The organism is Collinsella aerofaciens, assembly GCF_040910325.1.
Lineage (GTDB): Bacteria > Actinomycetota > Coriobacteriia > Coriobacteriales > Coriobacteriaceae > Collinsella > Collinsella aerofaciens_BL.
The window spans coordinates 89,010-113,948 of record NZ_JBDGAV010000002.1 but is presented as its reverse complement, the minus strand read 5'-3'; the positions used below and the strand labels follow the sequence as shown (position 1 = coordinate 113,948).

23 protein-coding genes are annotated in these 24,939 nt (G+C 60.1%); 13 read left to right on the top strand and 10 right to left on the bottom strand.

Annotated elements, in window-relative coordinates; translation table 11 throughout:
* Positions 1-13 precede the first annotated feature (13 nt).
* Together AB5Z25_RS01680 and AB5Z25_RS01675 are read left to right on the top strand one after the other, a co-directional pair.
* Positions 14-301 (top strand): YggT family protein, encoded by a 288-nt coding sequence (locus tag AB5Z25_RS01680; RefSeq protein WP_040358293.1) that lies wholly within the window; start codon positions 14-16, stop codon positions 299-301.
* Positions 302-362: 61 nt separating this feature from the next.
* Positions 363-1,037, top strand: a complete 675-nt coding sequence (locus tag AB5Z25_RS01675; RefSeq protein ID WP_006234242.1) for a DivIVA domain-containing protein — start codon at positions 363-365, stop codon at positions 1,035-1,037.
* Between the two features lie 167 nt (positions 1,038-1,204).
* On the opposite strand, the gene AB5Z25_RS01670 is transcribed toward AB5Z25_RS01675, so the two are convergent.
* The 3 genes from AB5Z25_RS01670 to AB5Z25_RS01660 all read right to left on the bottom strand — a co-directional run bounded on the left by AB5Z25_RS01670 (position 1,205) and on the right by AB5Z25_RS01660 (position 3,756).
* Positions 1,205-1,735, bottom strand: a complete 531-nt coding sequence (locus AB5Z25_RS01670; RefSeq protein WP_217107770.1) for a nitroreductase family protein — start codon at positions 1,733-1,735, stop codon at positions 1,205-1,207.
* A gap of 280 nt (positions 1,736-2,015) precedes the next feature.
* Positions 2,016-2,639: a DUF47 domain-containing protein gene (locus AB5Z25_RS01665; RefSeq protein ID WP_368134634.1), complete on the bottom strand. Its 624-nt coding sequence runs from the start codon at positions 2,637-2,639 to the stop codon at positions 2,016-2,018.
* 67 nt (positions 2,640-2,706) lie between these two features.
* On the bottom strand, positions 2,707-3,756 hold the full coding sequence (locus tag AB5Z25_RS01660; RefSeq protein ID WP_195239086.1) for an inorganic phosphate transporter: 1,050 nt from the start codon (positions 3,754-3,756) through the stop codon (positions 2,707-2,709).
* Positions 3,757-4,006: 250 nt separating this feature from the next.
* Here AB5Z25_RS01660 and AB5Z25_RS01655 point away from each other — a divergent pair, with 250 nt between their 5' ends.
* The 4 genes from AB5Z25_RS01655 to AB5Z25_RS01640 all read left to right on the top strand — a co-directional run bounded on the left by AB5Z25_RS01655 (position 4,007) and on the right by AB5Z25_RS01640 (position 7,154).
* Positions 4,007-4,345: a hypothetical protein gene (locus AB5Z25_RS01655; RefSeq protein WP_195232062.1), complete on the top strand. Its 339-nt coding sequence runs from the start codon at positions 4,007-4,009 to the stop codon at positions 4,343-4,345.
* An 84-nt stretch (positions 4,346-4,429) separates the two neighbouring features.
* The gene (locus tag AB5Z25_RS01650) at positions 4,430-5,125 is read left to right on the top strand and encodes a Bax inhibitor-1 family protein (RefSeq protein WP_368134633.1); all 696 of its coding nucleotides are present in this window, start codon (positions 4,430-4,432) and stop codon (positions 5,123-5,125) included.
* Between the two features lie 138 nt (positions 5,126-5,263).
* Complete coding sequence (locus AB5Z25_RS01645) at positions 5,264-6,415, top strand: TIGR02452 family protein (RefSeq protein ID WP_195363331.1); 1,152 nt, start codon at positions 5,264-5,266, stop codon at positions 6,413-6,415.
* A 79-nt stretch (positions 6,416-6,494) separates the two neighbouring features.
* Positions 6,495-7,154 carry an SGNH/GDSL hydrolase family protein gene (locus tag AB5Z25_RS01640; RefSeq protein ID WP_195544807.1) on the top strand — a complete coding sequence of 220 codons (660 nt, stop codon included), beginning with the start codon at positions 6,495-6,497 and terminating at the stop codon, positions 7,152-7,154.
* A 60-nt stretch (positions 7,155-7,214) separates the two neighbouring features.
* On the opposite strand, the gene thiD is transcribed toward AB5Z25_RS01640, so the two are convergent.
* Positions 7,215-8,045, bottom strand: a complete 831-nt coding sequence (thiD, locus tag AB5Z25_RS01635) for a bifunctional hydroxymethylpyrimidine kinase/phosphomethylpyrimidine kinase (RefSeq protein ID WP_349114428.1) — start codon at positions 8,043-8,045, stop codon at positions 7,215-7,217.
* A gap of 182 nt (positions 8,046-8,227) precedes the next feature.
* Entirely contained in the window at positions 8,228-9,562 is a 1,335-nt protein-coding gene (gene thiC / locus AB5Z25_RS01630) for a phosphomethylpyrimidine synthase ThiC (protein ID WP_368134632.1), read from the bottom strand.
* Positions 9,563-9,733: 171 nt separating this feature from the next.
* On the opposite strand from thiC, the gene AB5Z25_RS01625 reads away from it, so the two are divergent.
* Positions 9,734-10,255, top strand: a complete 522-nt coding sequence (locus AB5Z25_RS01625; protein WP_368134631.1) for a hypothetical protein — start codon at positions 9,734-9,736, stop codon at positions 10,253-10,255.
* Positions 10,256-10,389: 134 nt separating this feature from the next.
* Here AB5Z25_RS01625 and AB5Z25_RS01620 read toward each other — a convergent pair whose 3' ends face one another.
* The gene (locus tag AB5Z25_RS01620) at positions 10,390-11,199 is read right to left on the bottom strand and encodes a YaaA family protein (RefSeq protein WP_368134630.1); all 810 of its coding nucleotides are present in this window, start codon (positions 11,197-11,199) and stop codon (positions 10,390-10,392) included.
* Between the two features lie 100 nt (positions 11,200-11,299).
* Positions 11,300-12,697 (bottom strand): aminopeptidase, encoded by a 1,398-nt coding sequence (locus AB5Z25_RS01615; protein ID WP_055286106.1) that lies wholly within the window; start codon positions 12,695-12,697, stop codon positions 11,300-11,302.
* A 166-nt stretch (positions 12,698-12,863) separates the two neighbouring features.
* Here AB5Z25_RS01615 and polA point away from each other — a divergent pair, with 166 nt between their 5' ends.
* Positions 12,864-15,611 (top strand): DNA polymerase I, encoded by a 2,748-nt coding sequence (gene polA, locus AB5Z25_RS01610; RefSeq protein WP_368134629.1) that lies wholly within the window; start codon positions 12,864-12,866, stop codon positions 15,609-15,611.
* Positions 15,612-15,885: 274 nt separating this feature from the next.
* On the opposite strand, the gene AB5Z25_RS01605 is transcribed toward polA, so the two are convergent.
* Positions 15,886-16,713 carry a Cof-type HAD-IIB family hydrolase gene (locus tag AB5Z25_RS01605; RefSeq protein ID WP_368134628.1) on the bottom strand — a complete coding sequence of 276 codons (828 nt, stop codon included), beginning with the start codon at positions 16,711-16,713 and terminating at the stop codon, positions 15,886-15,888.
* Positions 16,714-17,267: 554 nt separating this feature from the next.
* Here AB5Z25_RS01605 and AB5Z25_RS01600 point away from each other — a divergent pair.
* The 4 genes from AB5Z25_RS01600 to ndk all read left to right on the top strand — a co-directional run bounded on the left by AB5Z25_RS01600 (position 17,268) and on the right by ndk (position 21,237).
* Positions 17,268-18,494, top strand: a complete 1,227-nt coding sequence (locus tag AB5Z25_RS01600; RefSeq protein ID WP_035138001.1) for an argininosuccinate synthase — start codon at positions 17,268-17,270, stop codon at positions 18,492-18,494.
* Between the two features lie 233 nt (positions 18,495-18,727).
* The gene (locus AB5Z25_RS01595; protein ID WP_161144721.1) at positions 18,728-18,898 is read left to right on the top strand and encodes a hypothetical protein; all 171 of its coding nucleotides are present in this window, start codon (positions 18,728-18,730) and stop codon (positions 18,896-18,898) included.
* A 118-nt stretch (positions 18,899-19,016) separates the two neighbouring features.
* The gene (gene argH / locus AB5Z25_RS01590; RefSeq protein WP_368134627.1) at positions 19,017-20,447 is read left to right on the top strand and encodes an argininosuccinate lyase; all 1,431 of its coding nucleotides are present in this window, start codon (positions 19,017-19,019) and stop codon (positions 20,445-20,447) included.
* A gap of 385 nt (positions 20,448-20,832) precedes the next feature.
* Positions 20,833-21,237 (top strand): nucleoside-diphosphate kinase, encoded by a 405-nt coding sequence (gene ndk, locus AB5Z25_RS01585; RefSeq protein WP_006234152.1) that lies wholly within the window; start codon positions 20,833-20,835, stop codon positions 21,235-21,237.
* Between the two features lie 151 nt (positions 21,238-21,388).
* Here ndk and rpiB read toward each other — a convergent pair whose 3' ends face one another.
* Entirely contained in the window at positions 21,389-21,856 is a 468-nt protein-coding gene (rpiB, locus tag AB5Z25_RS01580; protein WP_035138007.1) for a ribose 5-phosphate isomerase B, read from the bottom strand.
* 271 nt (positions 21,857-22,127) lie between these two features.
* Between rpiB and AB5Z25_RS01575 the strand changes: the two genes are divergently transcribed.
* Positions 22,128-23,447 carry an L-cysteine desulfidase family protein gene (locus AB5Z25_RS01575; protein WP_368134626.1) on the top strand — a complete coding sequence of 440 codons (1,320 nt, stop codon included), beginning with the start codon at positions 22,128-22,130 and terminating at the stop codon, positions 23,445-23,447.
* Between the two features lie 480 nt (positions 23,448-23,927).
* On the opposite strand, the gene AB5Z25_RS01570 is transcribed toward AB5Z25_RS01575, so the two are convergent.
* Positions 23,928-24,939, bottom strand: a 1,012-nt coding sequence (locus AB5Z25_RS01570; RefSeq protein ID WP_368134625.1) for an IS256 family transposase, incomplete at its 5' end; no start/stop codon positions are given.

Here is a 24,939-nt window from a genome sequence, read left to right as displayed (position 1 = left end):
ACAAGACGAGGAGATTCCCATCAACATCTACACTATCGTCCAGCTGGTCAACACGCTGTTCAACTTCTATTCCACGCTCATTGTCGTCTACTGCTTTATGACGTGGATTCCCATGAAGCAGGGTGGTTTGCTTCAGGATATTGCCGCGGTGCTTGATAGCGTGTGCGGTCCGTGGCTCAACCTGTTCCGTCGTTTCATCCCGCCGATGGGCGGTATCGATTTTTCGCCGGTCGTTGCGATTATTGCGTTGCAGTTGGTGCAGAGGCTGGTTCTGCAGCTTCTTATAGGTATACTCGTGTAGAACTGACTTAGTAACTTACGTCGGGCGTGTAGCGCCGAGGCGATGAAAAAGGAGACTTGTTATGGCTATTACCCCTGCAGACATCCAGGCTCAGACTTTCTCTGAGGCCAAGCGTGGCTACGATCCTGCTGAGGTCGACGTCTTCTTGGAGACGCTGTCCTCCGAGGTTGACGCTATGCTCGCTAAGATCGTCGACCTTAAGGGTCGTCTGACTGCTACCGAGCAGCAGCTTGCCGATGCGCAGGCTCAGCTTGCCCAAGCTCAGGATGCCACCGCCCAGGCCGTTCCTGCCGCCCCCGTGGCTGCTCCCGCCCCTGACTTCTCCGCTCAGGAGCGCCAGATTTCCGCTGCCCTGATCGCTGCCCAGCAGACCGCTGAGACCATCGTCAACGATGCCAACGAGAACGCTGAGCGTATCCGCAACGAGGCTGACGCCAAGGCCCGCGAGGTTATCCGCCAGGCTCTGACCGAGAAGCAGGCCGAGCTCGAGGAGATCGATCGTCTCAAGGCTTCCCGTGAGGAGTTCAAGGCAGAGTATCTCAAGCTCATCCAGCACTTCATGGACGATGCCCAGAATTCCTTCCCGGCCGATCTGATGGCCTCCACGCCGGTCGGTTCTGCCGCTTCTCCTGCAGTGACTGTTCCCGCCGAGCCGCTGCCCGTCGCTGACCCGGTTGTCCCCGTGGCCGATCCCTTCGCCCCGATCGACAACTTTGCTGCCGACGACCTGGACTAACATTCGGCCTACAATTTAGTGCCTAGAAAGGACCCGCAGCTTGCGGGTCCTTTTTTATGACTGTGCAGGGGCGCGCAACATAAAAAACCGAGCCCTGCACATTGTGGCGCAGAACTCGGCGAATGAGTGAGCGGTAAAAGGTAGGTTTTAGGGCATGTGCCAAAAAACTACTTGAGGAGGAAGTTGGGGAGGGGAATGGTACGGGCCTCGCGATGCTCGGGGTCGGCGATGTGGTCGGCAGGATAGCCACAGACGAGCATGTGATAGGGATAAACGCCCTTGGGCAGATTGAACTGCTCCTGTGCCACCTCTGGCTTAAAATGGCATACCCAGCACGTTCCCAGGCCCTGCTCGGTGGCCTCCATCATCATCTGATCGCAAACGATGGATGTATCGATTTCGCTGGAATTCATCTGATCATACGGGCGCACCCAAGCATCATCGGTAACGCTGCAAATAAGGAAGATAAGCGGAGCGCCAAAGATAGACCCATCACGAGCAAACCGAGGCTGACAAGCAGCAGCCTTCTCCAGAAGCTCAGGCGTATCCAACACCATCACACGGGTTGGATGGTTATTACAAGCAGAAGGAGCAATACGCCCAGCCTCAACAATGGCATCCACCACAGCTTGCTCAACAGGACGGTCCTCAAACGAACGACAAGAATACCGACCACGAGCCAGATCCAAATAACTCACAACCAAGACCTCCAAATTCAACGAATCAATCCAAAGTAAAACAAAGGGTACCCAAAGCCCCATCCACCCAAACGTTTAAGGCGGTCCCAAAGTTCCCAATCGGGTCCAAAGGCCCCGCCAACAAAAGCCCCATCGCTTTCAAAGTATCAGCCAAAGTTCCCAATGGTGGTACGTAAGGCGAAGGGCCGGCACCTGTTTACTTTCGAACGACTCTGCCATGCAGCCGGAGTGAGAAAGCAAACAGGTGCCGGCCCTTCGCCGCCGGGACACGTACCCCCAATTAACTGTTCTTCATGACAATCGAATCCACAACATCGGCCACATTCTCACAGCAGTCAGCGCAGTACTCCAGGAAGGCGTACACGTCACGCCAGGCGATGACCTCGAGCGGGTCCTTGCCGTTAACGTGCAGGTTGCGCATGGCGTTGATATAGAGCTCGTCGGCTTCGGACTCGATGGTGTTGATCTGGATGACGAGTTCGCGCAGGGTCTTGGACTTGCGGTAGTTGGGCAGCTCGACCATCAGGTCTTTCATGGCGCGGCAGGCGTCAGTCACCTTGTGAGCGATGACGGTGGCGTCGGGATGGATGCTCTGGATGTTGGTGAAGTAGACGCGCTGCACGACGCCCTCGATGCGGTCGAGCACGGTGTCGAGTGAGCAGCTCATCAGATCCAGATCCTCGCGCTCGAGCGGGGTGATAAAGGCGGTGAGCAAGGCGTCTTCGAGCTCGTGGTGCTTCTTGTCTGCCGCATGCTCGATTGAGTGCATCTTGTCGAGCATATCGTGAATCTTCGCGGGATTGAAGTTCTCGAAAATCTTGGTGAGCAGCTCGGCAGCCTGTACGGCTAGGTCGGCGCAGGCAACGTAGTTGTCAAAGTAGAACGAATCGGGTTTCTTTGCCATGGGTGGGTCCTTTCGAGGCGAAGACGGGTGGGCGAAGCATTGCAGTCCGGATGGACGCTCGGTTTGACTAGATGAACATCATGAACAGCTTGGCCATGACAAAGCTGATGAGTCCGCAGGCGGGGAAGGTGAAGAACCAGGTGAACATCATGTCCTTGACCACGCCGAAGTTGATGGCCGAAAGGCGCTTGACGGCGCCGACGCCCATGATGGCGCAGGTTTTGATGTGCGTGGAGGACACGGGGATGCCGGTAAGGGTGGCAAGCAGCAAGTTCGCGGCGCCTGCGAGGTCGGCAGAGAAGCCCTGATACTTCTCGAGCTTGACCATGCTCTGGCCGACGGACTTGATGATGCGCTCGCCGCCCACGCTGGTGCCGATACCCATAGTGGCCGAGCACAGCAGCATAATCCAGATGGGGATGCCGGCATCGCCGATGCTCGTCTGGCCGTTGGCGAAGGCCACGCCTAAAAAGAGCACGCCGATGAACTTCTGTCCATCCTGCGCGCCGTGCATAAAGCTCATGGCCGCGGCGCTCGCGATCTGAGCGTATTTAAAGAAGACATTGGCACGTCGCCTGTTGGCGGCGGCGAAAAGAATCGAGACGAGCTTGCACAGGACCCAGCCCATAACAAAGCCCAGGCCGATGGAGAGCGCCAGGCCGTAGATGACCTTCATCCACTCGTGGACGTTGACGCTGCTCGCGCCGCCGAGGGCGATGGCGGCACCGGTCAGGCCGGCGATAAGGCTGTGGCTTTGCGAGGTGGGGATGCCAAAACGCGACGCTGTGGCGCCGTAGACGACGATGGAGAACAGCGCCGCGCACAGGCAGGCGAGCGCCATGGTGCTGTTTCCGCCAAAGTCGACGATATGTGATATGGTGTTGGCGACGCTCGCGTTAAAGTGCGTCATGATGAGCACGCCGAGGAAGTTGAATGCGGCGCTCATGAGAATGGCGGCGCGGGCGGGCATGCAACGCGTAGTGACGCAGGTCGCGATGGCGTTGGGCGCGTCGGTCCATCCATTGACGAAGATGGCGCCCAACGCGAGGATCACGGTGACGGCAAGGACTGGGTTCGACACAATTTGGCCGAGGAAGGTTGAGAACGTTACGTCCATATATGGGCTTTCTCGAAGTTTGCAGGCACGTTACAAAAACATGATAAATCGTATCACCTCCTGCGGGTTTCTTTACCGAGTTCTGATGGGAGAAGTGAACTTTTTGGCACTAAAATTGAATATTAGCCCTGTTGACCGCGGGTGTTCTTTTTGCTAACACGCCATGCGGACACGTGCGATTACTACGACACTCCAAAACCACAGTCTGTTCGCTTTACAACATGCAAACATGCGTTCGATAATAGGAGGCATGGAATATCGACAGACAGACGGCAAAACTCGGCGCGTACACAAGCAGTATGTGGACGTCGTGGCTCGCATCCTCGCGGGCGGACAAGTCGTGCCAGTCGCCGTCTGCTGGGTCGACGGACGTTGTTTTACAATCGATGAAATTATCTCGACCACCGGGTTTGGCCTGACGGTCCACGGCATCCGTACGGCGACCTATAAGGTGCGTTTTGGCGGGCACGCGACCGAGTTGTATCTGGAGGACCAGACGCGCGAGCGGGCGGACGGCTCGCAGGCGCACGTGATGCGTTGGTGGGTCTGGGCCTTTGATCGTACGCTCGAGGGCGAGCGCCGTGGGTAAGGACGTACGGCATTCGGGTACAATGACAGGAATCTTGTCACCTGCTGCGCCGTCTTTCACGGCACTTTTTGAAAGGACGAAATTATGAACGATATCCAGGGCTATCAGAACGGCCCCATCGAGGCCGGCGCAAGCCGTGCCAAGGAGATGTCGCCGCGTGCGTACAATCTTGCCATGTCTGCCCTCATCTTCTTGGGCTTTTGTGCCATGGGCGCTGGTGCTTACTTTACGAGCACCATGGCGTTTGCCCGCATGATGATGAGCGGCGCCGCTTTGCCGCTGGTCTTTGGCTCATTTATTTTGACCATCGTCGGCATGGTCATGATGTCGGCCGCCGCCAGCAAGCAGTCCGTGGGCCTATCCCTTGTGGGCTACGTAATCTTTGCGAGCACCTTTGGCCTGACCGCGTCGTTTGGCCTTGCCAACTACGACCTGTCCACCATCAACACTGCCTTTATCGCCACGGCCGCCATCACCTTTGTCTTTGGCGCCTTGGGCGTGACGTTCCCCAAGTTTTTCCAGCGCGTATATGGCATCGGTTTTGGCATTCTGCTCGCCACTATTCTGGTTGAGATCGTGCTGATGTTCATGGGCGTCTCGCAGACCATCACCGACCTGATCGTGATCGTGGTGTTCGCCGGCTTTATTGGCTACGACACCTATGTTGCCACGACGGTGCCGCCTACGCTGCCCAACGCCGTGCTCATGGCGTCCAATCTGTTCGTGGACATTATCAACGTGTTCTTGCGCATCCTGAACATCCTTGGCCGTCGCGACTAGTGGCGAATTGCGGCGGTGCTTGCCGTGCGTGTAAATCGATGCGAAAGGCGGTCCTTCGGGGCCGTCTTTTTTGTACGCGGCGGGGTATCATGGATGGGAAAAGCCGATAGCGGCAGAGACCGAGAAAGGTGACCACTTATGGCAGACGTCGACAACAGGAACCGTAACCGCAGGTCCAACCGAGCGGGTCAGCCCAATCCCAAGCGCGAGGGCCGTGCCAAGGCCGCCGAGCGTCACGTGGCAACTGTGTCCGAAGCGTGCGCCAAGGATATCGAGCGTTCGCTTGCCGGTGTTCGCGAGTTTGACGGTATGCCTGCCGGCTTTGTCTCGGCGATGAAGGCCAAGGTTCAGAGTGCTGTGACCACCGAAGAACAGATTGCCGAGGACGTCGAGGGCGCGGAGGCTGCCGAGGTCGAGGCAGCACCCGAGAGCGAGGCAGCGCCCGAGACCGAGGCAGCTCCTGAGCCCGTCGAGGAGCCTGCCGAGGAAATCGCCGAAGCTGAGTCCGCGCCTGCTGAGGAGCCTGCTGCGTCCCTGCCTGAGGTCACCGTGCTCGATGCCTCCGCCACGCAGGCCATCTTGGACAACGGTCGTGGCTATGCGCAGTTCTGCGACATGGCCGTGCTCGCCTTTGCCTCGTTCACCAACCCGGGCGGTGGCTATATTCAGGGTTATCTGGGCCAGGAGGCCACACTGTGCGCCGATTCGTATCTGTACAACGTTCTCGATAAGCAGCGCAAATGGTACGGCGAGAACCGTCGCCGCAACATCAACTGCGAGCTCTATCGTAACCGCGCCCTAGTGGTGCCTGCGGTGCGCTTCGACCGCAACCACGTGCATGCATACGCCGACGTGATCGTGGCCGCCGCGCCCAACGTTAAGCGCGCCCGCCAGGAGTATCGCGTGAGCGACGATGCTCTGCTGGATGCCCTGCGCGACCGCATTCGCTTTGTGCTTGCCATCTGCGACGAGCTGGGTCGCGAGAAGCTCGTGCTGGGTGCTTGGGGCTGCGACAACAACGGCTTTGACGCAGAGGCCGTGGCCGAGCTCTTCCGCAAGGAGCTCGCGTCGGGCGACTTTAAGGTCAAGCAAGTCTTCTTTGCCGTGCCTTCTACGCGCTGGGATGAGGATTTTGCCAAGTTCGAGCACGTGCTGGCAAACTTCCCCGAGCGCAACGAGGAGTCCTATGCTCAGGTTGCCGCTCGCGCTGCGGCAGCTCGCGCCGCCGAGCAGGCCCAGGCTGCTACCGAGGATGATGAGGACGAGGACGATTGGCGCAAGTACCTGTAACCGGTACGTGTTGACAGATAGGTCGAGCCGGCGGGAGAGGCTGCTCCCGCCGGCTTTTTACTAAAAGGAAGGGCTTACGATGAAAAACGTTCTATGCTTTGGCGACAGCAACACCTATGGTTACGATCCGGCGGGCATGCGCGACGGCACCGCGGTGCGCTATGCGCGGGATGTGCGCTGGTGTGGCGTGGCCCAACGTGACTTAGGCGAGGGCTGGCATGTAATTGAAGAAGGCCTCAACGGCCGCACGACGGTACGCGACGACATGTGCCATCTGGACACCAATCTTAACGGCATTCGCGCGCTTCCGATGATGCTCGAGGCCCATAAGCCGCTGGACGCCATTGTGATCATGCTGGGCACCAACGACTGCAAGACGGTCTTTAACGTGACGGCTGCCGATATCGCTCGTGGCGCCATGGCGCTGATTCGCGCCGTCCGCGCGTTTCCGTGGACCGACGCTGCGCCTTGTCCGCGCATTCTGCTGATGGCGCCTATCAAGATTAAGCCGCAGATCGCCGACGTATATATGACCGATTTTGACGAGCATTCCGTAGAAGCCTCGGAACATTTTGGTGAGTACTACGCGCATGTGGCTGAGCAGTTTGGCTGCGACTTTTTGAATGCCGCTGATTTTGCCGAGCCGGGCGATATCGATTATCTGCACATGATGCCCGAAAGCCACGAGAGCCTGGGCCACGCCGTGGCAGCCAAGCTCCAAGAGATGCTCGGAGAGTAGCGCGACCCCAAGCCACCGCAAAGGGGACGGGCGCCTTTGCGGTGGCTTGGGCTGCGAATCTTAATATTGCCACATGTGGTTGACGGGGCCAGAGCCTTTGCCCATGTCCAGGCCGGCGGCCAGAGCGCCTGTCAGGTAGGCCTTGCCGGCGTTGACGGCGTCGGCAAGATCCATGCCCTGGGCCAGCGCGCAGGCGATGGCGGACGAGAGTGTGCAGCCGGTGCCGTGTGTGTTTTCGGTCTCGATGCGCTTGTGGCGGAACCACGTGGTGAGTGGATCTCCCAGATGGTTGCCCTCGTCATCGAGCGGCGCGGGTTCGGCCAGTACATCGTTGGCCTCGTTGACAAGATGCCCACCCTTAACGAGGGATGCGCAACCAAAGCGGCGGGTGAGGAGCATGGCAGCATTTTGCTGCGTGCGCTCGGAGTCGACCTCGTAGTCAAGCAGGGCCATGGCCTCGGGAATATTGGGCGTGATAACCGTCGCTAGCGGGAACAGGCGGCGGGTGAGCGCCTCGGCGGCATCTTCGGCAATCAGCCGCGCGCCCGAGGTGGCGACCATGACGGGGTCGACGACAACGTTTGTCGCGTTCCAAGCGCTCAGGCGGTCGGCGATAACATCGATAATCTCGGCAGAGGAAACCATGCCAATCTTGACGGCGTTGGGGCGGATATCGTCAAAAACGGCATCGATCTGCGCCGCGACAATATCCGGGGAGATGTTCTGCACGGCGGTAACGCCCAGTGTGTTTTGCGCTGTGATGGCGGTGATGGCCGTCTCGGCATACAGGCGGTGCGCCGTGATGGTTTTGATGTCGGCCTGAATGCCGGCGCCACCGCTGGAATCGGATCCCGCGATGGACAGGACGGCAGGTACCTTACTACGATCCATGTTCGCTCCCTTGTTCGGTCGGAATCAAATGGGTCTTTAAGCCAGCATTATAAAGATGCCCGGGACGACTCTATGTCGAACCCGGGCGGGCGATGCAATCTTTACGCAAACGTAAGCAAATGTTCACACGTCAACAATTGACAGGCGCCAGCTCGCCGCCAGAGGCGGCCGCGGCGACAGGGCTAGTCCTCCATGCCGAGGTCGATCGTGGTGCCCTCGAAGATCTTGTTGACGGTTCGGACGGCGCACATCTTGCCACACATGGTGCAAGTGCCCTCGGTGGCGGCGGGGGACTCCTCGTAGCGCTTCTTGCCCGTAACCGGGTCGAGCGCGCACTTCCACATGGCGTCCCAGTCGAGCTTGCGGCGTGCCTGGCCCATCTTGTCGTCCATGTCGCGGGCGTGGGGCACCTTTTTGGCGATGTCGGCGGCGTGTGCGGCGATCTTGGTGGCCATGAGGCCGTCGAGCACATCCTGGGCGTTAGGCAGGCATAGGTGCTCGGCCGGTGTCACGTAGCACAGGAAGTCGGCACCGGAGCTGGCGGAGATGGCGCCGCCGATGGCAGCGGTGATGTGGTCGTAACCCACGCCGATATCGGTCACCAGCGGTCCGAGCACATAGAACGGAGCATTGTGGCACAGGCGCTTCTGCAGTTTCATGTTGGCGGCGATCTCGTCGAGCGCCATGTGACCCGGGCCCTCGACCATGACCTGGACGCCGGCGGCCCAAGCACGCTTGCATAGCTTGCCCAGCTCGATCATCTCGGCGGTCTCGGTGGCGTCGTTGGAGTCGTAGAGGCAGCCCGGGCGGCAGGAGTCGCCGAGCGAAATCGTCACGTCGTACTCGTGGCAGATTTCGAGCACCTCGTCGTAGAACTCGTAGAAGGGGTTCTCGTTACCGGTGACTTCCATCCAGCCAAACAGCAGCGAGCCGCCGCGGCTGACGATGTTCATGAGGCGGCCGGTCTCCTTGAAGGTCTTGATGACCGATTTATTGATGCCGCAGTGGATGGTCATAAAGTCCACGCCGTCTTCGGCGTGTGCACGCACGACCTCGAGCAGATCGTTCTTGGTCAGCTTGACCAGCGGCTTTTCCATGTAGCCGATGGCGTCGTACATGGGGACGGTGCCTACCATGAGCGGCGTCTCGTCGATGAGCTGCTGGCGGAACTGGCGCGTCTTGCCCGAGTTGGAGAGGTCCATGATGGCGTCGGCGCCAAAGTCCTCGGCGATCTTGACCTTCTTCCACTCTTCGGCGGCATCGGCCTTATCGCCCGAGATGCCCAAGTTGACGTTGACCTTGGTGGACAGGCCCTCACCGACGCCAAAGGCGCGCATGCCCTTTTTGATGTGCACGATGTTGGCGGGAATGGCGATGCGGCCGTCGGCCACGCGCTCGCGGATGTACTCGGGGTCGCGATGCTCGCGCTCGGCGACTTCCTTCATCTGCGGTGTGATCTGCCCGGCGCGGGCGAAGTCGATTTGCGTGACGAGCTTGGGCTCGGTCTGTGTGCTCATTGGCACGGCTCCCTTCGTTGGCATTACCCATATCAGGTTTGCGGGTCAGGGCGGGCGCGCCCAGTCTCAGCCTGCCGTCTTGTCCTGCAAGCTCCCCGTTTATGTGGTGGGCTCAAGTATAGCCTGAATGGGTACGATTGGGCCAACGAGCGTGCCTGTGGGGAGGCGAACATGGAAGACAAGCATCTATATCGAGAGACGCAATGGGATGTATCGGCCGAGGAAAGCCGTGCGCACCATGGCCTTGTCGCGATTGACTTTGCGGTGCTTGCCGTGCTGGTGATTGCCTTTTGTATTTGGACGTTTGGCGGTCGCGGCGGCGCTGCCTGGGAGTTTGAGGCTGATGATAGCCTACCGATTATGACGGTGAGGAGTACTGGCGGTAATGCCAATACGCTCGCCGTTCCGGGCGATTATTGGTACCCGTGCGATGAGTTTGTGCAGTTGCAGCTGAGTGGTGGGTCTATTCCTGGTGAGGAAATCGAACGCGTGACGTATGATGCGACGTTCAAAACGTTGACGGTGAAGCTCAAAGATCAAGGGGATGTGCCCACGACGATGGATATCGCGCTGACGGAATGGCGCCTGGAGCCCCCGTCGGGTGTTGCGGTGTCCGAGGTCGAGCACGTCAAGATTGTCTATCAGGACGGTTCGACAAACGGGATTGCAAAGGCCGACGGTCTAGCAGAATAGGTGTCGAGCCTAGCAGCCAATTCATAAAAGTTGCGGTGGAATAGTTCCTGATTGTGCGAAAAAGGCTCAAATAGGAATTATTCCACCGCAAGTTATATAGAGAAGGCTGAGCGGGTCAGTGTTGGGTGCCGGCTCTAGAGCATCTGTTCGTTGATGAACATGAGGGTGCCTAGGTATGAGAGCTCGGGGACGTGGCGATAGCCGATGTTGAATGCGGTAAGTTCGCTTGCATCCTCGAGCTTGTTTTCTGCCATCCACCGCACCATGGAGCCGCGCGCCTTTTTGCTGGCGGTCGACCGTTGGATGGGCTTCCCGTTGCGGATACCCTCGCCAAAGAGACACGTGACGGCTGTGGCGTCGCCCGCGAGGTGGGGCAGAACGGCTTTGGCATACTCTACGCTGGCGAGGTTGACGATCGTGGTGTTTGAGCCTGCCGGGGCGATAGCCCGCGCGAGCTTATCGCTCCAAAATGCGTAGAGGTCTCGGGCACCGTCGACGACAAGCTTCGCGCCCATCTCCAGCCGATACGGTTCGACGGCATGAAAGGGACGAACGCACCCGTAGAGGCCGGAGAGGATCCACAGATGGTCTTGCAGCCATGCGAGCTGTGCGGAATCCATCACCTCGGGTGCCATGCTCTGGTATTGAATGCCGTGATAGGACATGACGGCAGGGGAGAGGTGACGGGCGAGTGCGGGATTGTCGAGATCGCCGCTTTTCAGGATGGGCCCGAACTCATGCAGTGTGTTGAGGCAAGGTCCCAGCAGTTTGTCACTCACGTTCCACAGCGCCTGCAGGCCGCCGCTGCCTTCATTCCGCTCGATATCTAGCAGTGCGCGGTGGAGGCGAGCCGTCTCGCGCACAAAGGGTGGGATGCCCAGGACTTCAAAAGCATCTTGGGCCGCGCGCATCTGCTTGGCGGGCGAAATGATGACCTGCAGCATGGACTCTCCTCTGCCAAAAAAGTTGCGGTGGAATACGGTCTGTTTTGGCCGTTTATGGGCCAGTTTAGTCCGTATTTCACCGCAACTGATGAAGGGTTGGTTAGGCTCGCTCGATGAAGGCCTTGTAACCGCGATATGCCTCGTAGATGTCGGCCTTGTTGGCGACCTCCCACAGGGCGTGCATGGACAGGACGGCAACGCCGGAGTCGATGACGTTCATGCCGTACTTGGCCATGATGTAGGCGATGGTGCCGCCGCCACCAGCGTTGACGCGGCCGAGCTCGCAGGTCTGGAAGTCCACGCCGGCCTCGTCCATGATGTCGCGGACGAGGGCCACATACTCGGCGTCGGCGTCGTTAGAGCCGCCCTTGCCGCGGCTGCCCGTGTACTTGTTAAAGCACAGGCCGCGACCCATGAAGGCGGCGTTCTTGGTCTCGAACTTGCCGGCATAGCCCGGGTCGAAGCCGGCGGACACGTCGGAGGAGAGCATACGGCTGCGGGCGAGCGCGCGGCGCAGAGCCAGCGGGCTGTCCTCGCCGGCGAGCATCATGATCTCGGCGACGGTGTTCTCGAAGAAGCGACTCGTCATGCCGGTGGCACCCACGGAACCGATCTCCTCCTTGTCGACGATGAGCGTGATGCTCGTGCGCTCCACGTTGGTGACGTTGATCTGGGCGAGCATGGAGGGGTAGGCACAGACGCGGTCGTCATGGCCATAGCCCAGAATCATGGAGCGGTCGAGGCCCATGTCGCGGGCGGGGCCGGCGGGCACGACCTCGATCTCGGCGGAGAGGAAGTCCTCCTCCTCGACGTCGTACTGCTCCTTGAGGATATCCAGGAACATCTGCTTGACGGGCTCCTTGGGGGCGTCCTTGTCGTCCTCATCGAACTTGACGGGACGGCCGCCCACGATCACGTCGAGGATCTCGGCGTCGACGGCGTCTTTGGCAGGCTTAGACATCTGCTCGCTCGAGAGATGGATCAGCAGGTCGGAGATGGTAAAGACCGGATCGTCCGCCTTGTCGCCGATATTGATGTCGACGGTGGTACCGTCCTTTTTGCAGATGACGCCCACGAGTGCGAGCGGGGAGGCTACCCAGTGGTAGCTCTTGACGCCGCCGTAGTAGTGCGTGTCGAGATAAGCCATGTCGCCGGCCTCGAAGGCGGGGTTCTGCTTAAGGTCCAGGCGCGGCGAGTCCACGTGCGCGCCCAGGATGTTAAAGCCCTGCTCGAGCGGGGCGGTGCCCAGATTGACGAGCATAAGGTCCTTGCCGTGGTTAGCGGCATACACCTTGTCGCCTGCCTTAAGCTCGCGGCCTGCGGCGATTACGGTCTCCAGGTCGACGTATCCCGCCTCCTCGGCCATCTTGATGCCGGCCTTGACGCACAGGCGCTCGGTCTTGTTCTCACTCAAAAACTGCTTATAGCCGCGGCAAAGCTCCTCGAGCTCCTCGATTTGCTGTGGCGTGTACTTTTTCCATGCGCAGGGACGCTCCATGACGCAGGCTCCTTTCGGATCGATCGTGCTGGTTGATGTACCGTGAGCCATCGTATCACGCGCGGGCTCACGGTGGCGGGGGAGCTTGATGTGAGGTGGCCGCGGGGCGGGGAGCGTGTAAACTGGAGTGAGCAAACCGTGCCCAGCCCAAAGCGAGGTATTCAATATGTCTGACAAGCGCCGCACCTTTGCCGTTATCGACGGCAACTCGCTCATGCATCGCGCCTTCCACGCCGTGCCGCCGACCATGAACGCGCCGGACGGTCGCCCCACCAACGCGATCTTTGGCTTTCTGAACATGTTTCTCAAGATGATCGATGCCTTTAACCCCGACGGCGTCGTCGTGGCGTTTGACAAGGGTAAACCGCGCGTGCGCATGGAGATGCTGCCGCAGTATAAGGCGCAACGCCCGCCCATGGACCCCGATCTGCATGCGCAGTTCCCTATGATTAAGGAGCTGCTCGCCGCGCTCAACGTGCCGATTCTGCAGTCCGAGGGCTGGGAAGGCGATGACATCCTGGGAACCATGGCGCGCCTGGGTGAAGAGGCCGGCTGCGACATGCTACTGGTGACCGGCGACCGCGACATGTATCAACTCGTGACCGAGCACGTCAACGTGGTCTCGACCCGCAAGGGCCTGTCCGACGTGGCGATTATGACGCCCGAGAGCGTGGACGACCTGTATCACGGCATTACGCCGGCGCTCGTGCCCGATTTTTACGGTCTAAAGGGCGATACGTCCGACAACATCCCCGGTGTACCGGGCATCGGTCCCAAAAAGGCGAGTGCGCTCATTGCGAAGTACGGTAGCCTGGACGAAGTCATCGCGCATGCCGATGAGGTCAAGGGCAAGATGGGCGAGAACCTGCGTGCACACATCGATGACGCACTACTGAGCCGCAAGGTTGCGACAATTCGCACCGATGCGCCCGTCGAGCTCGACTTTGAGGCGACGTCCTTCCCGGCGTTTTCTGCCGATGAGGTTTCCGCGGCGCTGGGTACGCTTGGTATCACCGCCATGCAGAACCGTTTCTTGGCGCTGATCGGCGGCGAGGGCGGGGCTGCTGCCTCCAGTGTGTTTGAGATACCTGCTATGGTTCGCGCAGCCGCCGGCGATGCCGACGCGCTTGGTGCCGTTGCGGCTGAGGTCTCCCGCGCGATTGATGCCGGCGAGTGGGTCGCCGCCGTGGTGGACGACGACAAGGAAGAGGGCGCGCTCTTTGGGCTGACGCGCACGCTGTGGTTGGCGACGTCCAAGGGCCTGTTCGCGCTCGAGGAGGGCGACAGCTGTGCGGCGGCTGAGGTTGAGGGCTTCAACTTCGCTCACGGTGTGATCGCCGGCGTGCTTGCGCGCCTGTTTATGGAGGGCCGCGTGGCGAGCCCGGATACGAAAGCGCTGCTGCACGAGCTTTCGCCCATCGATTCTTCTGAGCCCGAGCTCATGGATCCGCTCGCTGCCGATTCCACGTGCATCTTCGACACCGTGGTCGCCGCTTACCTGTTGGATTCCGACCGCTCCGAGTTTGACGAGGCATATCTGGCCGATACGTATCTGCAGATGGCGCTGCCTGCGGCGCGCGGCGCAGAGGGTGCTGGTGAGGACGCTCCGGCGCCTGCCGCCCGTGCTGCGGCTCTGACGCTGGCGCTCGTGGCGCCGTTGCGCGAGTGCATGGCCCGTGAGAATGCCGCCAACGTGTTCGATGGCATCGAGATGCCGCTCGTTCCGGTACTTGCCAAGATGGAGCGCGCGGGCATGCTCGTGGACCCCGACCGTCTGCACAGTCTGTCCGAGGGTCTGGCGACCCAGATTACCGAGGTTGAGCGCAGTATTCGCGACCTGGCGGGTGACGAGACCTTTAATATTGGCAGTCCTATGCAGCTGTCGCATGTGCTCTTTGATGTGATGGGGCTTCCGACCAAGGGCCTCAAGAAGACTAAGCGCGGCTATTATTCGACCAACGCCAAGGTACTGAGCGACCTTGCGCGTGACCACGAGATTGTTCGTTTGATCTTAGACTGGCGTGAGAAGTCTAAGATCAAGTCCACCTATCTGGACACGCTGGGCCCGCTACGCCGAGGCGACGGCCGCGTACACACTACGTACAACCAGACCATCACGGCAACGGGGCGTCTGTCCTCGAGCGACCCGAACCTGCAGAACATCCCGACGCGCTCTGAGCTGGGCCGTACCGTCAAGACGGCGTTTTCGGCAGGCGAGGGAAGCGTCTTTTTGGCGGTGGACTACTCGCAGATCGAGCTGCGTCTGCTGGCACATCTCTCAGGTGACGAGCACTTGGTGCGCGCCTTTAACGAGGGCGAGGACTTCCATGCCGAGACGGCGGCGCGCGTGTTCGGTGTGCCGGTGTCCGAGGTAACGCCCGACCTGCGCAGTCGCGCCAAGGCCGTGAACTTTGGTATCGTGTACGGTCAGCAGGCCTACGGTCTGTCGCAGTCGCTGCATATCTCGATGGCCGAGGCGCGCGACATGATCGACCGCTACTACGAGGCCTACCCGGGCGTGCGTACGTTCCTCGACAACGTGGTGGCGCGCGCCAAGCAGACGGGCTACGCCGAGACCATGTACGGCCGCCGTCGTCATATTCCGGAGCTCAAGGCCAAAAATCCGCAACTCCGCGGCTTCGGCGAGCGCACGGCCATGAACCACCCCATGCAGGGAACCGCCGCCGACATCATCAAGATCGCGATGGCCCGCGTAAGCCGTCGCCTGGAAGAAGAAGGCTTTGCCGCCCACATGATCCTGCAGGTACACGACGAACTGGACTTTGAGTGCCCCGTCGATGAAGTCGAGCGCCTAACCACCATGGTCCGCGACGTCATGGAGCACGTAGTAGACCTCCGCGTCCCCCTAATCGCCGAAGCCAGCACCGGCATAACCTGGGCCGACGCGAAATAGAAAAACAGCCACAGGTCCAAAGCAGCCAAACCAGAAGGGAGTCCCTTTCAGCAAGGAACTCCCTTCATCCATAATTATTCAGCCAAGTATCTAGACGCCAAGACGCCATCTAGGCGGCAAGCAAGTCACCCTAGGACCTGGCCGGGCGAGGCGGGTAAGTTTTTCGTAGATTCCGCACGAGCCGGAAAGCACTTAATGTGCTTTCCGAGCGAGCCCAGGACCTGACCGAACGAAAAACTTACCCGTCTCGCCCGGCCAGGTCCGACGAGCCACGTTAACGAGCCGCCAAGATGGCGTCGATGAGCGTCAGTACGCCCCCGTCGTTGTTGCTCGGAATGCGCCATTTGGCATGCGCGTTCATGTGCTCCTCGGCATTGTCCACGATAAAGCTGTGACCGACGCGCTCCAGCATGGGGATGTCGTTGTAGGTGTCGCCCACGGCGGCAGCATCGGCAATATCGATGCCCAGGTGCTCGCACAGGTGAGCGATGCCGGCGCCCTTGTCGACGCCCAGGTTCATAAAGTCGATCCACTCGCGCCCAGCGTTGGTGACGTAGAGCTTGTCCGAGAACTCGGGGCTATAGGTCTCGCGGAAAGCGGGCTCGGCGTCGTAGCCTGGGAAGAAGACCGAAATCTTGTTGGACTCGAAATCGATGCCCTCAAAGCTGTCGACGTAGTTGATTGTGTTGTAGTAGACGCTGATCTCGTCGTGGTATTGATGGTCGCGGGCAAGCACGTAGAACTCGTCGAAGCAGCACAGGACGGGGACAGCGCGAGGATCCTCCGAGGCACGGCTCAAGACCTGCTGATACAGCTCCACGTCAATATTGCTCTTATAGATATAGCTGCCGCGATAGATCACGCACGCTCCGTTATCGGGACAAAAAGCGAGGCGGTTCTTAATGCCCTCGAACATCTCTTCGAGCTTGGGGGCGGGACGTCCGCTGGCGGGGCAGAATACGATGCCTGCGTCGGCGAGCTTGTCCAGACGCTCGTCGAGACCCTGGGGCAGCACGCGATCGTCGGTCAGCAGCGTCTTGTCCATATCGACGGCGAGAATCTTAATGTTGCCGATGTTGGCGTCCGATTCGTAAGTTTGCATAAAAATGCGCCTTTCGTTTCGAGATTGTTTCAGACGTTATAACCATCAACTAGTAGTCGAGCGTATTTTCGCAGGAATGGTGCGTATTTGCACTGCAATTCACAAACTAATGAAAAAACTTTTCAGAAATTTGAATTTGTCGCTTGCGCAGCGTGCACTTTATCGTAATATAGCGAACATCGAAAACGGAGACGGCAAAAGAGCCGTTTACCGAGGAAAAGGTACCGTTTGCGATATTTGAATTGCGCCCGGCGATACGTGAGAGGAGAGGCAGATGCAGTTCGTAAAGATCATCACCACTGCAGACAATGCCATCCGACGCCAGCGCGCAATTTCCCGACGACGATAACAATCGTCTCTGTCCGCATGGGGCGCAATGCCTCAACAGAGTCATTTTGAGGTCGTTGGGTTTAAGCACGACATAGCCGCATGTTTCTAGGGCATGCCTGTGATGCATTCTGCTGGATAACCTGATATTGCACGGTTTTTGACCTCAAAGTGACTTGCAACTGACCGATGTTCTAATTAGCTACCAAGGGCGAAAGGAAACAGCCATGAGCAAGGAAAAAGTCGTTCTCGCATATTCCGGTGGTCTTGATACATCCGTATGTGTCAAGTGGCTCCAGGACGAGAAGAATCTCGATGTCGTTTGCGTCTGCGGCAACGTGGGCCAGGAAGAGACCGGACTGGATGCCAAGAAGCAGAAGGCGCTCGACCTGGGCGTTCTCGATTGCCAGGTACTCGACCTGCGCGACGAGTTCTCCGATGAGTTCCTGACCAAAGCCATTGCAGCAAACTCCATGTACGAGAACAAGTATCCGCTGCTCTCCGCCCTGTCTCGCCCGCTGCTTGCCAAGAAGCTTGTTGAGGTCGCCCACGAGTTTGGCGCGACCTACGTCGCCCACGGCTGCACCGGCAAGGGTAACGACCAGGTCCGTTTTGAGGCCGCCGTCAAGGCCCTCGACCCCGAGCTCAAGGTTATCGCCCCGGTTCGCGAGTGGGACCTGAAGTGTCGCCCCGACGAGGTCGCCTATGCCCACGCCCACAACGTGCCGGTTCCCGAGGGTGCCAACGACAACCCCTACTCCATCGACGACAACCTGTGGGGTCGTGCCATTGAGTGCGGTCACCTGGAGGATCCCTGGAATGAGCCGCTCGACGACGCTTGGGTTATGACCAAGAATCCCGAGGACACCCCGGACACCCCGACCTACACCGAGATTGAGTTTGAGGCCGGCAAGCCCGTCGCCGTCGACGGCAAGAAGATGAAGCTCTCTGAGATCGTCATCGCCCTCAACAAGATCTCCGGCGACAATGGCTTTGGCCGTCTCGATCTGGTCGAGGATCGCCTGGTGGGCCTTAAGAGCCGCGAGTGCTACGAGGTTCCCGGCGCCCTGACGCTCATCACCGCCCACAAGGCGCTCGAGGACATCTGCGTCGAGGGCGACCTGCTCAAGACCAAGATTAAGCTCGAGCAGGATTGGGCCACCGCCGTGTACAACGGCCAGTGGTACAGCCCGCTCAAAAACGCGCTCGACGCCTTTATGGCTGACACCCAGAAGTTCGTGACCGGCACTGTCCGTCTGAAGTTCTTTAAGGGCAACTGCCATGTCGTCGGCCGCAAGAGCCCCTTCAGCCTCTACGACTACGGTCTGGCTACCTACGACCGCGACACCACGTTTGACGAGAAGGCCAGCGCCGGCTTTATCGAGATCGATACGCTGTCGCTCAAGACGTGGGCAAAGGTCCAGGGCCCCAGCTCTGCTGCCGCCCAGGCCTAGCGCCTCCTTCCCTTGGTATCCGCGCGGCCCATCCGCGTGATACATAACGGGCGCACGGGGTCCCTACCTTTCGTTATGCTTGCTGACACTTCTTAACATCGGTGGCCCCTACGTTCCGCCCGCATATATGATGCCGCGTCTGCGGCTGAGTCCGAGCCCCGCCGGGGTTGTCCGGCGGGGCTCCTTCTATCAATTTGGCGGCTCTGTGCCTATATATATGAGGAGTATCCATTATGTTCAATGCTATCGCGCATGCTTTGCTTGCCCTTGCGCCCGAGTTCGATGCTGTAAGGGTCGAGGACGTTCCTATGAGCCTGAAGGCCTGGATCGATGGTTCGCAGGGCAACATCCGGAGGGAGACGTTGGGCGCCAAGTGCATGGTGCGTCACTTCTTTGCAAATTAGCCACATGGCTCCGCACACGGTGGGGAATGTGCAAAACTAGCGGTTGAAAAATCGCTTTAGCGATATGGCGCATTGCTTTGGGCGCTTGTTTTGGTATTTGGAGAAAGGGGACGGTTCCATGGCTCTTTGGGGCGGTCGTTTTGAGGCAGGCGTGGCCGAGGTCACGCAGGAGTTTGGCGCGTCGCTGCCGGTCGACAAACATCTCTATAAGCAGGATATCGCCGGCTCTAAGGCGCATGCCAAGATGTTGGCCGCCCAGGGCATCATCAGTGCCGAGGACGAGCAGGCGATTGCCAAGGGCCTGACCGGAATCGAACAGGATATCGATGCCGGCAACTTTACCTTCGACATCAACGACGAAGACATTCATATGTCCATCGAGAGCGAGCTGACGCGCCGCATCGGCGAGGCCGGTAAGCGCTTGCATACCGGGCGTTCGCGCAACGACCAGGTGGCGACCGATACGCGTCTGGGCGTCAAGGCGCTGGCCAAGGAGCTCATGGAGGCCAATCTTGAGCTGCGCCATGTGCTGGTGGATGCGGCCAAGAAGTACGACAAGGTGATTCTGCCGGGCTACACGCACATGCAACATGCTCAGCCCGTGCTGCTGTCGCATCACCTGCTGGCGTATTCCTGGATGTTCGCGCGCGACTTTACGCGCCTGAAGGCCGCCTTTGATGCCGCCGACAACTGCCCGCTGGGTGCTGCCGCGCTTGCCGGTACGAGCTATCCGCTCGATCGCCAGATGACGGCTGCCGAACTTGGCTTTGCGGGCGTGATCCCCAACTCGCTCGATGCCGTTTCCGACCGTGATTTTCTGCTCGATCTGCATTACGCCGGATCCGTCATGGCGATGCACCTGTCGCGTTTTTCCGAGGAGATCGTACTGTGGTCGAGCTCCGAATTTGGCTTTATCACGCTTTCCGACTCGTACTCCACTGGCTCGTCCATCATGCCGCAGAAGAAGAATCCCGACTTTGCCGAGCTTATCCGCGGCAAGAGCGGCCGTGTGTATGGCAACCTGGTGCAGCTGCTCGTGACCATGAAGGGCCTGCCGCTTGCTTATAACAAGGACTTGCAGGAGGACAAGGAGGGCGCGCTCGATACCGCCCATACGCTCATGCAGTGCCTGTCGGTTATGGCCGGTATGATTTCGACTTGGGCCGTCAACGAGGATGCCATGGCGCGCGAGTGCGGCGTGGGTCACCTTGCCGCCACCGATGTTGCCGATTACCTGGCTAAGCGTGGTCTGCCGTTCCGCGAGGCTCATGCCGTGGTGGGGCATCTGGTTCTGATGTGTGAGAAGCGCGGCTGCAATCTTGAGGACCTGCCGTTTGAGGTGTTCCATGAGGCAAGCCCGCTCTTTGAGCGCGACATTACCGAGGCGCTCGACATCCCGTCGATTGTCGCCGCGCGCACGACCGAGGGCGGCACCGCCCCTGCCGCCGTTGCCGTGCAGCTGCAGCGCGCCGAGGCACAGCTCGTGGCCGACGAGGGCGTGTTTGGATCGCTGACTAAGGTCGTCGAGATGGGCCACGGGGTAAAGTAGGGATTTGGCTGAAGCCGTTTTGGCCATTTATTGATAAATCGTTTTCACTTTACGGGCGCCTGCTGATGTGGGCGCCCGTATTTTGTTGCTATGGGGGAGGGGCTTGTCGAGAACTTCTGTAGGACCTTTGGGCAGGTTGTGAAGGGGTTACGTTCGCGGGCGGCAACCGACCGCCTGCTCTGTTCGATGCGGTTGATGGGCGGTCGGATGGTACTCTAATCGGGCTTCGAAACAGAAGTGACACATATGGAGCGCTTTAATAAATTGCAACGTTTCAATAAACAGCTTTTTGTTTAACTGCAGCTAAAACTCTGTTACGATGCAGTCCAGGCGGGTGCCGGAATGGGACTTGGGCACGCGCGAACCTACTTGAAAGGCTACTTTTATGGCTATCGAGAAGACCTTCATCATGATTAAGCCCGACGCCGTGCGCGACCGCAAGATCGGCGAGATCGTTGCTCGCATTGAGCGCAGCGGCCTTGTCATCGAGCGCATGGAGATGACCACGCTCGAGCGCGCTACCGTCGAGGAGCACTACGCCCATCTGGCCGACAAGCCCTTCTTTGGCGGTCTCTGCGACTTTATGACGAGCGGTCCGGTCGTCAAGATGGTCGTTTCCGGTCTCTCCGCTGTTGCTAAGATGCGCACCCTCATGGGCGCTACTAATCCGCTTGACGCTGCTCCTGGTACCATCCGCGGCGACTTTGCCGTCGATGTCAACGCCAACGTGATCCACGGCTCCGACTGCCTGGAGAACGCCGAGATCGAGATCAAGCGCTTCTTTGGCTAAACCAGCTTTGACTCCTTAAAGCTGTTAGCGTGTGGCTTGGGCGCCGCGGAACTCCATCTGCGGTGCCCTTTTATTCCAAAATCTATGCAGGGGCCCGCTCGGACATGTGTTCCGAGCGGGCCCCTGCTGTTAGCTTGTGGCACTGAATAGTTTAGGCTTCGTCGACGATCTTAAGGCCGCGCGTGTGATCGATCTCGTTGAGGAGGTTAACGCGACGCTCGTGACGACCGCCCTCAAACTCGGCGTCGAGCCACTCGTCGACAATCATCTTGGCGAGCTCGGAGCCCACGACGCGGGCGCCAAAGGCGAGCACGTTGGTATTGTTGTGCATGCGGGAGAGCTTGGCGCTGAAGGGCTCGGAGCACACAACGGCGCGTACGCCCTCGACCTTGTTGGCAGCCAGGCTGATCCCGACACCGGTGCCACAGATGAGGATGCCCAGGTCGACGTCGCCGTTGGCAACGGCCTTACCCACCTTGTAGCCGGCGATGGGGTAGTCAAAGCTCTCGGAGGTGTCGGTGCCAAAGTTCACGACCTCGCAGCCGCGCTCCTTCAGGTGCTCGGAAATGATGTTCTTGAGCTCGACGGCGGCGTGGTCGTTACCGATACCGATCTTCATGGATGGTTCCTCTCTGGTCTGTGCGGCGCAAATGCTAAAGGTGTTTACCGCGTTCGACTGCATGATAGCGCGACTTTTGCGTAAACGCTCGAGCGTTTTTTGGTCAAACGCTTTAGCAGGCAACAAGACTGGCTTCTCGTGAATGAATGTCGTCAGTTTGCGCTTGAGCGCCGTCTGCCGGAACCATGGTTGCGGTTTTTGATGCATTGTTATCAAATAAAGGAGCTAACTTTTTTGAGAGCCCAGCCCGTTATGCAAGCAGGAGATACCTATGCCTACCGATTCCATCCGTGATGCCGCGTTTTGCGATGTTTTGAACCGCGAGCTTGTCTGTGCACTCGGCTGCACCGAGCCCATTGCCGTTGCCTATGCAGCGGCGCTGGCGAGCCAGACGCTCGGTTGCGAACCCGATCACATGGACGTTGCCTGCTCGGGCAACATCATCAAGAACGTTAAGAGCGTGACCGTGCCCAATTCGGGCGGAATGCATGGTATTGAGGCTGCGGCCGTGCTGGGTGCCGTGGGCGGCGACGCCAAGAGCGCTCTCGAGGTGCTCGAGAGCGTTGACGATAAAGACCGTGCGCGCGTGTCCGAGCTCCTCGCCGACGCCGGCTACTGCGATGTGTCGCTTGTCGAGGGTGTGCCCAACCTCTACATCAAGGTGACTGCGACGGCCGGGGGCCATACCGCGGTCGTCGAGATTACCGACCACCACACCAATGTCACGTGCCATACGCTCGACGGTATTCCGGTGTGCGGCAAGTCGGCGGGGGAGTGTGCCGCCTGCGCCGAGCGCGTCGTGGCCGAGCGGGCGGCAGATAATGCCGATACGCCCATGTCGATTGAGACTATCATCGACTTTATCGAGGACGGTGACATTGAGGACGCCCGCGCTGCCGTTGAGCGTCAGATTGAGCTGAATGGCGCGATCAGTGCCGAGGGTCTCGCGCACGCTTGGGGCGCCGAGGTGGGCCGTACGCTGCTGGGTGCTCGTGCCGATGACGTCGCCTGCCGCGCCCGTGCCCGTGCGGCCGCCGGGTCCGACGCCCGCATGAACGGTTGCGCGCTGCCGGTCGCCATTGTGTGCGGCTCGGGCAATCAGGGCATTACCTGCGCATTGCCCGTCATGGAGTATGCCGAGTACCTGCGTTGCGACCACGAGCGCCTGGTGCGCGCCGTGATGCTGTCCGATCTTATCGCCGTGCATATCAAGAGCTATATTGGTGCGCTCTCGGCGTTTTGCGGTGCTATTTGCGCTGCGTGCGGCGCCGGCGCTGCGATTACCTGGCTGTGCGGTGGCACGCGCGAACAGATTGGCGCGACGGTCTCGAATACGCTTGGCAACGTGGGCGGCATCGTGTGCGACGGCGCCAAGGCGAGCTGTGCCGCCAAGATCTCGGCTGCCGTCGATGCGGCGATTCTGGGCCACGATATGGCCATGCAAGGCCGCGGCTTCCGCGCCGGCGAGGGCCTGATCCAAGATACCGTTGAGCAGACGATCGCCAGTATGGGCTACGTAGGCCGCGTGGGCATGAAGGACACCGACGTCGAGATCCTCAACATCATGATCGGCAAAACCCAGGTTTGTTAGTTACGCGGTTTTACCAAACCGCGTAACCGGTCGACGCTGCAAGCCCGCCAGAGCGGCAATCTGCCTTTCAACTTCGGCGGCATGACCAGAAGGTCAATGCCGCCTTGTTTCAAGGCACCTTGCTCGCTCTGGCGGGCTTTCGCTCATATGACCCAATCCGCTGTCAAGAGCCACAATGGCCCCGCCGACCGCTTGCAATCGGTCGGCGGGGCCTGCCGTTGAACCCGTCCCGGTCCGCCCCCGGCATGTCGTCGACGCCTTCGGCTCAGTCTCATATCCGCGGATACCGTTCTGTCGGCCCGCACTCCATTCCTTCGGCGGGGTTCCCCAAGTCTGTCGAGGCGCATGCGGAGGGCTCCGCGCGCACAGCGAAATAGGGGGTATCCCCGAAGGCCGCCCGGCTCGCCGGGGTAGTGTCGAGAAAGTTGGTGTAAGGGCCCTTGCGGCCCCTGTGTCCGATATCCGGAATCAGTTGATATCCTAGGCCGCCTCCACGCTGTCGGCAAGTTCCAGGCTTGATTCGATCATCTTCCTGGCCGCCTTCTCCAGCTCCGCCCAGTCGTGCTCGCCCGCGGCACCCATTCTGAACGCGGTGTCATGCATCTCGGCCATCTTCCTCTCCGAGAAGTAGCGCGAGCCGGACCATGTCTCGGCCTGGTCGCACATGACGGCGCCCACGAGCCTGAGCAGCGAACTCTCCGACGGGAAGACCTGCACCACGCGCGAGCGGCGCTTGATTTCCCTGTTGGCGCGCTCCTGCACGTTGTTGGTGCGCAGGCGCTTCCAGTGCGACGGCGGGAAGTCCAGGTACGCGAGCGCGTCGGGCTCCGCCTCCTCGAGCACCCTCGCCGCCCTCGGGCAGCACCCCTCCAGCATCTCGCACGCCGCGTGGTACATAGCCACGGCGGTGGCGGCGTCCCCGGCGCGGAAGACCGACGAGACGATGCGGCCCATGCGGCGCCTCAGCTGCCAGGAGCCGGCCTCGCGCATGCAGTCGCGCATCAGGTGCACGGCGCATCGCTGCCAGGCCGCCCCCTGGAAGACCTCGCCTACGGCCCTGACCAGGCCCCCGTGGGCATCGGATACGACGAGCTCGGTGCCGGTCGCGCCGCGGTCGCGCAGCTTCCGCAGGAAACCGAGCCACGATTCGTGGGACTCCGTGTCCACCACGGACACCCCCAGCACCCGCCTCCAGCCGGACTCGTCGCAGCCTATCGCCGTGACCACCGCGGTTGAAGCCACGCGGCCCCCGCGGCGGCACTTGACGTAGGTCGCGTCGAGCCAGATGTAGGGTATCGCGCGCGCATCGAGCGGCCCCTCCGCGAGGTCGGCTATCTCGGCGTCGAGGGTCGCGGCGATCGCGCTCACTCGGTCCCTGCCGAGCCTCTCGATGCCCATCTTCTCGGCTATCCTCTGCACCTTCCTGGTGCTGGTGCCGGTGGCGTACATCTCGGCCACCGCCGCGACGAGCGCGCGGTCGACGCGCTGGTAG

Bases quoted from the DNA above. Each gene is read 5' to 3' on its own strand.
- polA (WP_368134629.1), top strand. From the start codon at position 12,864: ATGTCTGACAAGCGCCGCACCTTTGCCGTTATCGACGGCAACTCGCTC.
- thiC (WP_368134632.1), bottom strand. From the start codon at position 9,562: ATGAGCACACAGACCGAGCCCAAGCTCGTCACGCAAATCGACTTCGCC.
- rpiB (WP_035138007.1), bottom strand. From the start codon at position 21,856: ATGAAGATCGGTATCGGTAACGACCACGCCGCCGTCGAGCTCAAGAAC.
- argH (WP_368134627.1), top strand. From the start codon at position 19,017: ATGGCTCTTTGGGGCGGTCGTTTTGAGGCAGGCGTGGCCGAGGTCACG.
- AB5Z25_RS01595 (WP_161144721.1), top strand. From the start codon at position 18,728: ATGTTCAATGCTATCGCGCATGCTTTGCTTGCCCTTGCGCCCGAGTTC.
- AB5Z25_RS01650 (WP_368134633.1), top strand. From the start codon at position 4,430: ATGAACGATATCCAGGGCTATCAGAACGGCCCCATCGAGGCCGGCGCA.
- AB5Z25_RS01660 (WP_195239086.1), bottom strand. From the start codon at position 3,756: ATGGACGTAACGTTCTCAACCTTCCTCGGCCAAATTGTGTCGAACCCA.
- AB5Z25_RS01640 (WP_195544807.1), top strand. From the start codon at position 6,495: ATGAAAAACGTTCTATGCTTTGGCGACAGCAACACCTATGGTTACGAT.
- AB5Z25_RS01675 (WP_006234242.1), top strand. From the start codon at position 363: ATGGCTATTACCCCTGCAGACATCCAGGCTCAGACTTTCTCTGAGGCC.
- ndk (WP_006234152.1), top strand. From the start codon at position 20,833: ATGGCTATCGAGAAGACCTTCATCATGATTAAGCCCGACGCCGTGCGC.
- AB5Z25_RS01615 (WP_055286106.1), bottom strand. From the start codon at position 12,697: ATGGAGCGTCCCTGCGCATGGAAAAAGTACACGCCACAGCAAATCGAG.
- thiD (WP_349114428.1), bottom strand. From the start codon at position 8,045: ATGGATCGTAGTAAGGTACCTGCCGTCCTGTCCATCGCGGGATCCGAT.
- AB5Z25_RS01665 (WP_368134634.1), bottom strand. From the start codon at position 2,639: ATGGCAAAGAAACCCGATTCGTTCTACTTTGACAACTACGTTGCCTGC.
- AB5Z25_RS01600 (WP_035138001.1), top strand. From the start codon at position 17,268: ATGAGCAAGGAAAAAGTCGTTCTCGCATATTCCGGTGGTCTTGATACA.
- AB5Z25_RS01655 (WP_195232062.1), top strand. From the start codon at position 4,007: ATGGAATATCGACAGACAGACGGCAAAACTCGGCGCGTACACAAGCAG.
- AB5Z25_RS01620 (WP_368134630.1), bottom strand. From the start codon at position 11,199: ATGCTGCAGGTCATCATTTCGCCCGCCAAGCAGATGCGCGCGGCCCAA.
- AB5Z25_RS01645 (WP_195363331.1), top strand. From the start codon at position 5,264: ATGGCAGACGTCGACAACAGGAACCGTAACCGCAGGTCCAACCGAGCG.
- AB5Z25_RS01625 (WP_368134631.1), top strand. From the start codon at position 9,734: ATGGAAGACAAGCATCTATATCGAGAGACGCAATGGGATGTATCGGCC.
- AB5Z25_RS01575 (WP_368134626.1), top strand. From the start codon at position 22,128: ATGCCTACCGATTCCATCCGTGATGCCGCGTTTTGCGATGTTTTGAAC.
- AB5Z25_RS01605 (WP_368134628.1), bottom strand. From the start codon at position 16,713: ATGCAAACTTACGAATCGGACGCCAACATCGGCAACATTAAGATTCTC.